Source organism: Neobacillus niacini, assembly GCF_000759675.1.
Lineage (GTDB): Bacteria > Bacillota > Bacilli > Bacillales > Cytobacillaceae > Neobacillus > Neobacillus niacini_A.
This window is the reverse complement of the sequence record NZ_BAWM01000066.1, coordinates 39,337-52,173: the sequence shown is the minus strand read 5'-3', so window position 1 is coordinate 52,173 and position 12,837 is coordinate 39,337. Positions and strand designations below refer to the sequence as shown.

The 12,837-nt window shown below is 35.4% G+C and carries 12 protein-coding genes and 1 pseudogene; all 13 read left to right on the top strand.

What is annotated here, in order from left to right; genetic code table 11:
• Positions 1–444: 444 nt before the first annotated feature.
• The 13 genes and pseudogenes from TR08_RS19300 (at position 445) to TR08_RS19240 (ending at position 12,702) form a co-directional block, all read left to right on the top strand.
• Positions 445–1,800 (top strand): arsenic transporter, encoded by a 1,356-nt coding sequence (locus TR08_RS19300; protein ID WP_045521002.1) that lies wholly within the window; start codon positions 445–447, stop codon positions 1,798–1,800.
• A gap of 188 nt (positions 1,801–1,988) precedes the next feature.
• Complete coding sequence (locus TR08_RS19295; RefSeq protein WP_045521018.1) at positions 1,989–2,861, top strand: ABC transporter ATP-binding protein; 873 nt, start codon at positions 1,989–1,991, stop codon at positions 2,859–2,861.
• Position 2,862: 1 nt separating this feature from the next.
• A complete protein-coding gene (locus tag TR08_RS19290; RefSeq protein ID WP_045521000.1) occupies positions 2,863–4,071 on the top strand; it encodes an ABC transporter permease in 1,209 nt (402 codons plus the stop codon).
• A gap of 257 nt (positions 4,072–4,328) precedes the next feature.
• On the top strand, positions 4,329–5,009 hold the full coding sequence (locus TR08_RS19285) for a helix-turn-helix transcriptional regulator (protein WP_045520998.1): 681 nt from the start codon (positions 4,329–4,331) through the stop codon (positions 5,007–5,009).
• Positions 5,010–5,033: 24 nt separating this feature from the next.
• Positions 5,034–5,681, top strand: coding sequence for a GTP cyclohydrolase I FolE (folE, locus tag TR08_RS19280; protein WP_152597470.1), 648 nt, complete (start codon positions 5,034–5,036; stop codon positions 5,679–5,681).
• Positions 5,682–5,687: 6 nt separating this feature from the next.
• Positions 5,688–5,888, top strand: coding sequence for a CDGSH iron-sulfur domain-containing protein (locus TR08_RS19275; protein ID WP_045520994.1), 201 nt, complete (start codon positions 5,688–5,690; stop codon positions 5,886–5,888).
• Between the two features lie 166 nt (positions 5,889–6,054).
• The gene (locus TR08_RS19270; RefSeq protein WP_045520992.1) at positions 6,055–6,855 is read left to right on the top strand and encodes a hypothetical protein; all 801 of its coding nucleotides are present in this window, start codon (positions 6,055–6,057) and stop codon (positions 6,853–6,855) included.
• Positions 6,856–7,045: 190 nt separating this feature from the next.
• Positions 7,046–7,765 carry a YebC/PmpR family DNA-binding transcriptional regulator gene (locus TR08_RS19265; RefSeq protein ID WP_045520990.1) on the top strand — a complete coding sequence of 240 codons (720 nt, stop codon included), beginning with the start codon at positions 7,046–7,048 and terminating at the stop codon, positions 7,763–7,765.
• Between the two features lie 70 nt (positions 7,766–7,835).
• Entirely contained in the window at positions 7,836–8,471 is a 636-nt protein-coding gene (locus tag TR08_RS19260) for a pentapeptide repeat-containing protein (RefSeq protein WP_052427533.1), read from the top strand.
• 139 nt (positions 8,472–8,610) lie between these two features.
• Positions 8,611–9,369, top strand: a complete 759-nt coding sequence (locus TR08_RS19255; protein ID WP_045520988.1) for a GTP cyclohydrolase II — start codon at positions 8,611–8,613, stop codon at positions 9,367–9,369.
• On the top strand, positions 9,362–10,465 hold the full coding sequence (gene ribD, locus TR08_RS19250) for a bifunctional diaminohydroxyphosphoribosylaminopyrimidine deaminase/5-amino-6-(5-phosphoribosylamino)uracil reductase RibD (protein ID WP_045520986.1): 1,104 nt from the start codon (positions 9,362–9,364) through the stop codon (positions 10,463–10,465). Before TR08_RS19255 ends, ribD begins: the two co-directional genes overlap by 8 nt.
• A gap of 1 nt (position 10,466) precedes the next feature.
• Positions 10,467–11,039, top strand: a complete 573-nt coding sequence (locus TR08_RS19245) for a 5' nucleotidase, NT5C type (protein ID WP_045520984.1) — start codon at positions 10,467–10,469, stop codon at positions 11,037–11,039.
• A 508-nt stretch (positions 11,040–11,547) separates the two neighbouring features.
• Positions 11,548–12,702: pseudogene (locus tag TR08_RS19240) on the top strand (glucose-1-phosphate adenylyltransferase).
• Positions 12,703–12,837: the final 135 nt, after the last annotated feature.

Sequence of the window (12,837 nt, the reverse complement as noted above, 5' to 3'; positions counted from 1 at the left end):
CGGTAGCAGAGGGTCACACGGTAGCAGAGGGTCACGCGGTAGCAGAGGGTCACACGGAAGTTTTGGGTCACACGGGAGTTTTGGTTCACACGGGAGTCACGGAAGTTAAAGCAGGATTGGTACGAATACCATAATGGAAACCAATTTAAACCGATACTCGTTGAGTATCGGTTTTGATTTTTTCTAGGTAATTAGTAGGGCATAAAACTATTTTATGGGAGGCAGGCAATAGTTTATTACCTAAATAATAGGCGTAAATCCAACCATTATTTTAAGAAAATTTCTAGATACCTGCTGATTTACATAAATTCAAGATATTCGTTTAGTTCAAGCCTCACATGACCTACGTATGATAAAAGAAAGGACAAGAGGAGACGAAAAAATAAAAAAATAAAAATATAAAAACTAAATAGTTGTTGAGTGAAAGGAGAGAAATAAAATAATATGTATCATCAATCGACGGTGATCATTACAATAATTGCTTTTTTACTGACAATGCTGATGATATTTATCCGTCCGAAAAACATGAATGAAGCCATTCCAGCTACCATCGGGGCAGCAGTGGTTTTACTAAGCGGCAGTGTGTCAATAGTGGATTTACTTGATATTAGTTCTAAAGTAACTGGAGCTGCCATTACCATCATCGCAACAATTGTAATGGCAATCGTACTTGAAAGTTTTGGCTTTTTTAAATGGACAGCTGCACTGATGTTAAAGGTATCAAAGGGTTCTGGAATAAGATTGTTTTGGTATACATTACTACTTTGCTTTTTAATGACACTTTTCTTTAATAATGATGGCAGCATATTAATAACCACCCCAATTTTAATTCTAATACTTAAACATCTGGGACTAAAAAAACGACAAATGGTCCCTTATCTTTTAAGCGGCGCCTTAATTGCAACAGCGTCAAGTGCACCAATAGGCGTTAGTAATATTGTAAATTTAATTGCTTTAAAAATTATAGGGATGGATCTATATCTTCATACTGCTATGATGTTTGTCCCAGGAACACTAGGTTTATTATTCCTTTCCTTTTTATTATATCTTGTCTTTAGAAAGGAACTTCCCAAAGAGCTTCGTTACCATTCCTACTCAATCCCGCTGCATCAAAATAACCGTTATCACCCGTTAAAGAAAAATTCTGAAGATATTTTTGACAAACATAAAAAGCTCATGATTCAAATGCTTATATTTGTTTTTATCATGCGGATTAGTCTATTCGCAGCTTCATTTATAGGAATATCTGTTTCATTAGTGGCTGTAGTTGGGTCTATTATCCTTTTAATTTGGAGATGGGTTCGTATTGGAGTAAGTCCAAAGGATATGCTATTTAAAACCCCATGGCACATATTAATCTTCGCATTTAATATGTACATCATCATTTATGGTCTTCATAATATTGGATTAACCAGCTTTTTGGTCGAACAATTAAGTTCTATGGTCCAAGGCAGCCTGTTACATGCAAGTATTACAATGGGAGTATTAACAGGGATATTATCTAACCTTTTTAACAACCATCCTGCATTAATGGTTGCGACGATAACGCTTACAGAGATGGGATTAGAGCCTCTTACACTAAAAACAGTATACCTTGCCAATATTATTGGAAGTGATATAGGTTCGTTATTACTTCCAATCGGAACATTAGCAACATTAATTTGGATGCATATCCTTAAGGCAAACAAAATTACTATCTCATGGATGGATTATTTACGAGTCACAATTATCGTCATTCCACCAGTATTGATTTTTACACTTTTCAGCTTGTATTTATGGCTGTTACTCGTATATGTTTAATCAATTCCATGAAAACCCAGTTATCCTTGTTTTACATTTATCTCTACCTGATTGAGAGGGAATAGGGAGTTTAGAGCTAATATTAAAAATGGAAAATATTTCTTTTAAAAGAACATTCTGTCAGGTAAAATACATGATGGAGTGTTTTTTATTTTTGATGTAAAGGGGAAATTTTTTTGCTTGAAGTTATGAGTCTAACAAAAAGATTTGGAGACAAAACTGCAGTTGAACAGCTATCATTCTCCGTTTCTTCTGGAGAAGTGTTTGGACTACTTGGAAGAAACGGTGCAGGAAAGACAACCACGATTAAAATGATGCTTGGGCTGGTTATTCAAGATGAAGGCAGTGTAATGTGGAAGAATCAAAATGGATTAAAGGGTGCCTCGATCGGTTATTTACCTGAGGAGAGGGGCTTATATCCTAAAGCGAAAGTCGTTGATCAGCTCTCCTATTTTGGTAGATTAGAAGGTATGGACAAGTCCTATATTAATAGAAGTGTCGACTATTGGCTCGATCGCTTTGAAATTGCCATGTATAGAAATAAGATGGCTGGTGATCTCTCAAAAGGGAATCAACAAAAGGTCCAATTGGTTGCTACATTATTACATAATCCAGACCTTATTATACTCGATGAGCCATTTAGCGGGCTGGACCCCGTTAATACCAATCTCTTGACTGAGGTAATTATGGAAGAAAAGAAAAAGGGAAAAGTGATTATTATGTCCAGTCATCAAATGGAACAGGTGGAGAAATTTTGTAAAGAAGTGGTTCTTATGAAGGATGGGCAAGCATTGTTAGCAGGCGATTTAGAAGCTATTAAGAACTCTTATGGATTAATGTATTTGTCTCTTTATGGTGATGTGGAGAAATTAAAAACATTTTGCCAAAATCACCATTACGCATATGAAAAGGACGAGAAACGAATCATCATTCCTTTAAAGAAAAAACAAGAACCTCATACTGTTTTAACACAATTAAAAAATGAGGACATTGCTATCAGCGAGATCACCTATCTACAGCCTACCCTTCATCAAATTTTCGTAGAAAAGGTGGGGTCGTGATATGAATGCATTATGGACAGCGTATCTCTTTCACATTCGAGAACAAATTCGCACAAAGGGATTTCGAATAACTTCAATTGTTATTTCTCTTTTAATCCTTGGATATTTTGCCTATAACCATTTTTCCTCAAATGAAGAAAAGGTTCTAGTATCGGTCATCAATACCAGTTCTTATAGCATTGATGAAAAAGTTTTGAAAGAAAACATTGATGGGTTAAATCTAACTATCAAGGAATTAAAGGATGAAGAGGAGGAACAAGAAAAAATTAAAGACCAAGATCTTGATCATTTAGTCGTGATCGAAGAAAAGGATTCTATTCCTGTCTTAAACTATTATTATCATCGATCACCAGATCCTACTGTTCTATTTTCCTTTACAACACAGCTGCAACAGCAATATTTGGCGAAAGTTTCCACTGAACAAGCCCTCTCACAGGAAGTTGTTAGTCAATTATTTCAAAGCATTCCAGTAGAAGAAACGATGCTGGCAGAGAACAACGGAAGTCTTGGGATTGTTTATGTTTTTATTTTCCTTATGTACACCTTTATCTTGATGTTTGGTCAAGGTGTTGCAATGAGTATTACAGGTGAGAAATCTACTAGGGTAATGGAAGTCATGATCACGAAAATTAAACCGATTTACATGCTGTTTGCTAAAATACTATCAAGCTTAACAGCCGGCCTAATCCAAGTTTCAGTTTTCTTCCTTTCCGGCTACCTTGCATATCTCATTGGATGGATTAATACAGACCAATTTAATATCGTCGGTTTTGATTTTGATCTTTCGCAAATTAATGCTGGTCTAATCATTGGTTTTGTTTTTTTCTTTGCCTGCGGTTATCTCGTTTACGCCCTTTGTTTTGCGGCACTTGGTTCATTGATCTCAAGAACAGAAGATTTGGGCAGTGTTATGGGACCTGTAATGGTACTTGTGGTTGGCGCTTTAATGGTTGGAATCAAAACCATGATGGATCCAACAGGAGGACTAGTGAGCTTTTCAACCTACTTCCCGTTCTTTTCACCGATTGTGGCATATTCGAAATTCGTAATGGGGGAAATCTCTACTCTTGAATTACTGATTAGTGGCGCTGTTTTGATTATCTCAATTGGATTGATAGCATATGCTGCTTCTAGAATTTATGTAAAAGGTGTTATGGTATATGGAGAAAAATTCAAATGGTCTCATCTGAGTGTGATGTTAAAAAAATAGGCACATACAAAAGAGTCAACAGGGTATAGTAAGAGGTCCTGTTGGCTCTTATTTTTGAAGGGGGACTTTGACAACCTGATTAAAAAGTGGATAAAGCAAATATCCAATAAAAAATCCAAGTACTGATTATACATAGTCAACGAAAGGGCATTTTCAATTTTTAAACTTTTAATTAATCAAATTTTCCAATAAAAAACTTGAACTATTCGATTCTTCCCTGAATATATTTTATCAAAGGTGAAAAAGGTGGGTTGTTGATGAGTATCCTTGTCAATCATTTGTCAGAACCGCGCCGTAGAATCATTGGCCTAATAAAAAATAATGGATCATCGACGATTAGTGAGTTGGCAGGAAGCTTGGATATTAGTGGCGAAGCCGTACGTCAACACCTCGTACAATTAGAAAAAGAAGGGTGGGTTTCTCGCTTTTCGGAGAATAATGGTGTTGGCCGTCCTATTTTGCAGTACCGATTAACTACAGCTGGGGAACATCTATTCAAAAAAAATTATGATCAATTAACGATTGAAGTTTTAGATACGTTGACTAATTCTTTCGGGGAAGATGTTCTAAAAAACTTGTTATCTGCAATGATTGAGGAAAGAATTCGTCACTGGGAACCGAAATTAAATGGATTAAGTACAATCGAACGCCTTGACGAATTAAAGGACTTTTATAAGAAAGATGATCCTTTTATGGAAGTAGAAAATAAAGATCATGTATATTCCCTAATAGAGCGTAACTGTCCTTACCATAATGTAGCAATAAAAAGACCTATTCTATGTAGTGTAAGCGTTTCTGTTTTAACTCATTTATTAGGGTGTTCTGTAAAGAGAGAGAAACGACTTCAGAATGGTGATGGATGTTGTGCTTTTCGGGTTCTTTTGGAGGAACCAATTAAGGAAAACACATCACGTATCATCATAGAGGATGAGTCCTAAAAATCAAAAAGGGATGATGTGATCATGACAAGTGAGCAGTTGCTTAATTTATGTAAAAAATTCCCACATTTACTTAACCAACAAACAGTTGAGGTAAATGGTAACTTAGACAATGTTACTCGTTTTGCTGAAGCAATCAAACAATTAATTACACTTTGTGGGGATGACCCAGAACGTGAAGGGTTACAGGACACTCCATATAGAGTGCTTAAAGCATTCCTTGAGTACACAGAAGGGTATCATGAAGACCCTAAGATTCACTTAGAAAAAACATTTGATATTCATCATAAGGGACTTATTTTAATAAGAGATATCGAATTTTATTCCTTATGCGAACATCATTTTTCTCCTTTCTTTGGAGCAGCGCATATTGGCTATATCCCAAAGAAGAAAATAACCGGTCTTTCCAAAATGGGACGGTTGGTGGAGGGCTATGCCAAAAGATTCCAGGTTCAAGAGCGGCTGACCACACAGATAGCGGAAGCCATTGAAGAAGTATTAGAGCCAGAAGGAACTATTGTTGTGGTAGAAGCGAAGCATATGTGTATGTGCAGCAGAGGAATTAAGAAGGCAAACACTGTTACCACAACATCTAGTCTTCTTGGAATCTATGAAAATCGACCAGATCTTCGGGCTGAATTTTATTCACTAATAAAAAACAAAAGGGAGTAAGGATATATGGATAATAAGATTATTATTTCCGATAATGGTCCATTGGAAGTAAATGGTGATTTCCATTTATATGATTCAGAAGGTAATGAATATACGAAAAAAGGAAAAGTTTATCTTTGCAGGTGTGGACTATCCAATAAGAAACCATTTTGTGATGGATCACATAAAAGAGGTGGATTTGTAAGCAGTCCAAGAGTTTCAGGATAATGATTTATATAGGGATAAAGAATGACATCCGTGTGATGTCATTCTTTTTTTGTCAATAGAATTTAAATCTAGAGCCTTTTTTTTATAAAACTGACGAAGTAATGGTTTGTCTTTAACGTTTACTTCCTTATTTAAATACTATAGTAATAAAAGGCAGGTGAGTAAAATGTACTTGGTCGGCTTTTATTCGCCAAAGGCGAAATCAGGTGTTACGGAATTATCTTTATCTATTTATCATTGGCTTAAAATGAATACCGATTTATCTGCTGCGTTTATTTCGTATGGGACATTAGAAAAAGAAGGTCTTTCTGAAGAGGTTATCCATGATTTTTCAAAATTGACACTAACGGAACAAAAACGGATCGTAAAAAAAATGAAAAAAGAATTCGATATTATTATCTATGATGCATCGAGCCAGCTTTCTGAAGGAGTATTAAGACTTTTACCTATAGTGGACAGATTATTTGTTGTCGGTGAAGAAAATACAGATTTTGCTGTCAAACTCCATCAAATTATCCAATTTAACAAAATATTTGATAAAAGCGTTAAGAATTTCATTCAGCACCTAAAAGGGAATGAAACCTTTATTATCCGTGAAAATAAGGAAGGTCGTGTAATTGGCTTTAATTATACAAAAAAAGAAACAAATGATATTGGACAAATGGTTTATAGAGATTATGTGACGAGGTATTTGGAAGCAAAATTCATTGAAAAAAATGAAAAAATCTATAAAAAGATTAAACAAATCCCAAAAGAGACTTTGTTTCGAGGCTTATATGAGCTTGGAATTGATTTTGAGAAAGCATTGCTTTTTCATGAATATGTTCTTTTACGGGAAGCATTAGGGCAAAATTATCATGAAGCACTCGAAAATCTTTTCCCGCTATTAATAAATTCATCGTTTGAAGAAATCCTAGAAAAATTTCAAAACGAAATCAAATTTATCGCAAAACTAAAATTATCTTAAAAAGTCAGGAACTAATTTCCTGGCTTTTTCTATTTACAGTAATAAGTATTGATGATTAGTACTTAACAAATTTGCCAATTACGGTATAATATTATCTGGTATAACCTATCATTTTAGAAAATGGTTGAAGATGCAATCTATTTCTATTACTATTTTTATGTAGAGCCAAAGTTGAAAGTGAGTGGACAGTATGGGTCGTAAATGGAACAATATTAAAGAAAAGAAAGCCTCAAAGGATGCAAATACGAGTCGTATTTATGCAAAATTTGGAGTTGAAATTTATGTTGCAGCGAGAAGGGGTGAACCTAACCCTGAATCGAATCAGGCATTAAAATTTGTTTTAGAACGTGCTAAAACCTATAATGTACCTAGACACATTATTGACCGTGCAATAGACAAAGCAAAAGGCGGATCAGAAGAAAGCTATTCTGAACTTCGTTATGAAGGCTTTGGACCTAATGGGTCAATGGTCATCGTGGATGCCTTAACAAATAACGTGAACCGTACAGCATCTGACGTTCGTGCCGCATTTGGTAAGAATGGCGGAAACATGGGTGTCAGTGGATCTGTCGCCTATATGTTCGACGCAACAGCTGTTATTGGACTTGAAGGTAAAACAGCTGATGAAGTTCTAGAAATCTTGATGGAATCCGATGTAGATGTACGTGACATTCTTGAAGAAGATGAATCGGTTATCGTATATGCTGAGCCTGATCAGTTCCATGCCGTACAAGAAGCATTTAAGAATGCGGGAATCACTGAATTTTCAGTTGCCGAACTTACTATGCTTGCACAAAATGAAGTGACACTTCCAGAGGATGCTCAAGCAAAATTCGAAAAAATGATTGACGTATTGGAAGATCTTGAAGATGTTCAACGAATATATCACAATGTTGATTTAGGTGAATAGGACTTGAAGAAGACCTTTGTTTTCACAAAGGTCTTTTCCTTTTAGTTGATTCGAAAGGAAGGATTTTAAAATGGCAAGTACAATAAAAATTCAACAGCCCAAAATTCCAGATGGTTTAACAACTTCAATATTTGAACCGATGGAAGAGCCTTATTATGAAATGTGTATCATAAATGATTGTACAATTAAGAGTGAAGAAATACATAGAATACGCTTTGAACAAGTAATTTTTAAAAATGTCACTTTTATAGATGTTTCTTTTAGGAGCATCGAATTAACAGACGTTATTTTTGATCACTGTGATTTATCTAATACGGATTTTAGAGATGGCAGCATTCATCGAGTTGAATTTATAGAATCTAAAATACTTGGTCTTAATCTTTCAGACGCTTCACTTGGAAATGTTTTATTTCAAAATTGTAATGCCAATTTGATTTCATTTGGATATTCCAAACTAAAGCAGGTACACTTTAATTCATGTTCACTTCGCAATGCAGACTATTATGAATCCAAATTTAATAAGGTGGCATTTAAAGACTGTGATGTAAATGAAGCAAATTTTGAACAAACCCCTTTGAAAGGGATTGATTTAAGCACCTGTACCTTTGATCGAATAAATGTTTCCATGAAAGATCTAGCTGGCTGTGTAGTTACTGCCGATCAAGCCTTAGGATTTGCACGATTATTAGGATTGATAATAAAATAACACTTATAGGGAGCAGTCTCATCGGATTGCTCCTTCTTAAGGTCTAACTTAGCTCAAAAATAATGTAAACACTACCAGCTAAGATTGGCATGAAATAAAAACAAAATCGACACACTAAATAAAAAAAGGGGATAATTATATGAAGCAAGCTCTTGACTCTAAAGTGCTTTCAGTACTAGAAGATAAAATCCAATTAATAAAAACAGAAGGAGGTGCTATTTATTTAGTCGGACCGATTAAGCTTCCTGTTAATTTATATGGTGAAACTGTGGAGTTCAAATGGTACTGCTGGTTAAATTGTAAAGAGGTTACAGAGGATTTTGAAAGGATTATTGATAAATTATCTTCTGCTAACTTAGCTGAATTTCAGCAATCAAGTGTCTTAGTTTATGGGGACTTTGAGTATGCTGAGGATGCCATTATTCGTATGCATTCCATTTGTCATACTGGTGATATTTTTGGAAGTAAAAGATGTGATTGCGGGTATCAGCTTAAAAAATCAATGAAGATGATCCAGGAACATGGAACAGGTGCATTGTTCTATTTAGCTAATCATGAAGGAAGAGGAATTGGCTTATTCAGTAAAGCAATGGCCTACGTTCTTCAAGAAAACGGATATGATACGGTTGAAGCAAATGAAGGTCTAGGGTTCGTAGATGACTCTAGAAACTACAGTGATGCTATTCAAGTTTTAAAGGCTATTCGTCAAAAACCAGTAACCTTAATGACCAACAATCCGAAAAAATTAAATGCCTTAAAAGAAGCAGGGTTAGAGGTTTCAGGCAGACAGCCATTATGGGGAGATGTATCAGAGTTTAATGAGAAGTATTTACAAACAAAGATTAAAAAGTCTGGTCATCTAGAAGAAGAGGATGAAGGGACTTGTCCAAATGACTAATCACGAATTTTATATGGATTTAGCCTTACAAAATGCAAAGGCGATGAAAGGTCAGACTGACCCAAATCCCTTGGTCGGTTCGGTAATTGTCAATGATAACCGAGTTGTGGGAATCGGTACTCACTTGAAGGCAGGCGAGCCTCATGCTGAAATTCATGCGATTCGAATGGCTGGTGAAAAAGCAAAAGGCGGGACCATTTATGTGACGCTCGAACCGTGTTCACACCATGGAAGGACTGGTCCTTGTGCTGTAGCAATTGTCGAGGCAGGTATTAAAAAGGTTGTAATTGCAACACTTGACCCAAATCCAGTTGTATCAGGAAATGGTGTAAAAATCCTAGAGGATGCGGGTATTGAAGTTATTATTGGCGTACGTCAAGAAGAGTCACAAAGAATGAACGAAGTGTTTAATAAGTTCATTGTTGAGAAAACACCTTTTGTTACAATGAAAGCAGGAATCACCTTAGATGGGAAAATTGCGACACATTCTTTTGATAGTAAGTGGATTACTTCTGAAGAAGCACGAAGAGATGTTCATTATCTTAGAAATGAAAATATGGGCATTCTAGTTGGGGTGAACACAGTCATAAAGGATGATCCTGAGCTTACTACACGTATACCAAACGGACGTAATCCTATCCGAATCATTTTGGATTCTACTTTAAGAATCCCATTAGAATCTAAGGTCATAACAGATAAGCTGGCTGAAACTTGGATATTTACCAGCGAAAACTTTGACAAAGATAAGCGAAAAACACTAGAGGACACTGGGGTTACTGTTATTCCAACTACCGGAACAAAACACGTTAACCCAGCTGAAGTTCTTCAAATATTAGGCGAAAAATTAGTTTCTTCTGTTTTAATTGAAGGAGGAGGTACCATCAACTGGTCCTTCCTAGAGAATAAATTAATTAATAAAGTAGTCTTGTATGTTGCTCCAAAAATAATTGGCGGTCACAATGCTCCGTCCTTCTTAGCTGGTGCAGGAATGGATAAAATGAAAGACGCCGTTCAATTATCAAATCTATCTCTGCAACAAATTGGCAGTGATTATAAATTTACTGGATATCCGATCTACTCACACAAGGGGCTTTGATATGAAATTTGGTTTTGATATTGATGATACTTTAATCAACTTGAGAGAACATGCATTTACGATTTACAATAAAAAGCTAAACAAAAACGTACCATCCGAAGTATTCCACGAGTTAAAAAGGGTTGAAATACATGAGCCCTTTGGGCTATCTGATGAAGAGGGAAGTAAAATGTGGAAAACTTCTTTAGAAGAGATTTATTATACTGATTGTCCTCCTTTTCCAAATGCGGTTGAAACCTTACAGGAACTAGTTGAAAAAGGGCACGAAATTTATTACATAACCGCAAGACCAAAAGAACATGGAGAACGGACAAAAAAATGGATGAAAGAACAGGGCTTCCCTGTTCGGGATGACCGTTTTTTCTATGGAATGCTAGATCACGAAAAGGTTGAAATTATCAAAGAATTAAAGCTAGACTATTACTTTGATGATAAAGCTGAAGTTTTAGATACACTTACTCACGATTCCTTAAAAGTGTTTGTAAGAGACCAATCATATAATCGACATTTAGAATATCCCCGGATATTAAATTGGACGGACCTAAATGAAATATTAAATAAAGAGCTTGAGTAGAGAAAAACAGGAGGGTAAATGGATCCTTCTGTTTTTTGTTTTTACAGTTAAAGTAGAAAAAGATGAAAGGAACGTAAAACATCAGAAACGTTAGTTGTTTGCGTTTAAATTCAATTATGGCATTAAAGTTCAATTAAAGGGTCTTAATAAAGAGAGTAGTAAATTGATAGAAAAGCTGGCAATTCATAATAAACCAGGCGGTCTTGAAAAGGCTGTCGGTCATTAATATATTTGATCACACGCTGATGATAAATGGATCAGCGTGTTTTTATATACACAAATATTTCATATTTTTCAATTATTACATCGATTCGATTCGACATAAACAGCTTGTATATTGTATCTGTTTATTTCGATATTTTGTTTATTTTTGAAGGTAATAAGGATTTACGTCGAATATGCATTTTAAGAGTCGCAAATTATTGATATTTTACATTAGAAATGGGTGCTACAATGAGGACAAATAATTATTACATAACGGAATTTATCTTTGAAAAAGGAGGTACCCATGACAAAAAAACAATGCATTGCGATGTTGTTAGCAGGTGGGAAAGGAACACGACTTAAGGAATTAACTCGAAATTTAGCAAAGCCAGCTGTCCCGTTTGGAGGTAAATACCGAATTATTGATTTTGCATTAAGTAATTGTAAAAACTCTAGTATTGATACGGTTGGAATCCTAACTCAATATAAACAAGAAACTCTTCAGAATTATATAGAGGATGGAGAAAAATGGGGCCTGAATCGAAAAATTGGGGGAGTAGCTATTCTTCAGCCGAATGAAAGTGAAAATGAAGAAAAGAGCTACGAGGGTACCGCGCATGCTGTCTATGAAAATCTCAGCTATATAGAAAGTCAAAATCCTGAATATGTACTCATTCTCTCTGGTGACCACATTTATAAAATGGATTACAGTCATATGGTCAATGAGCATAAACAGTCTGGAGCTGACGCAACCATTTCAGTCATTCAAGTCCCATGGAGTGAAGCGAGCAGTTTTGGAATTTTGAATATTGATCCAGTGACAAAGCAGATTATCAAGTTTGAGGAAAAGCCAAAACATCCAAAGTCTAATCTTGCTTCAATGGGAATTTACTTATTTAATTGGCCAATATTAAGGAAATTTCTAGAAAAAGAAGAAAACAATCCATTTTCCTCAAAAGATTTTGGCAAGGATGTTATTCCAGCTATGATTCAGGATAACTGCCACCTACATGCATATCACTTTAATGGTTATTGGAAGGATGTTGGGACCGTCCAAAGATTTTGGGAAGCACATATGGATCTCCTTTCGGTAAACACTAATCCGATATTAAAAAATGAAGAGTAGATTATTTACACGAACGGAATGAGCCATCCACCAATGTATTTGGATGGAAAAGCCTCCTTACACCAATCCATCATAAGTGAAGGCTGCAAGGTTTATGGGGAGGTTAAAAATTCTGTGCTGTTCTATGGTGTGATAGTAGGAAAAGGGGCAATCATTAAGGATTCCGTTATTTTACCTAACACCATAATAGGTGAAAATGCTGAAATTTACCGCTCAGTCGTTGGAAGCGGTAGTGTCATAGCTACCAATGCTAAAGTAGGTGATTCAACACCGTTTAGTGAAATAACTTTAATTGGTGATAACCAAAACATTCAACCCTTGGTTTATAGATAATATTTAATGCGAAATCTACGTGGGTTTCGCTTTTTTTTTAAAAAAGAGTATTTTTGATATATCTAAACACCTCGTTCCTATATCTCCACAAAGTTTTAATATATCTACACATATATGAGATTTATCTACAAACCT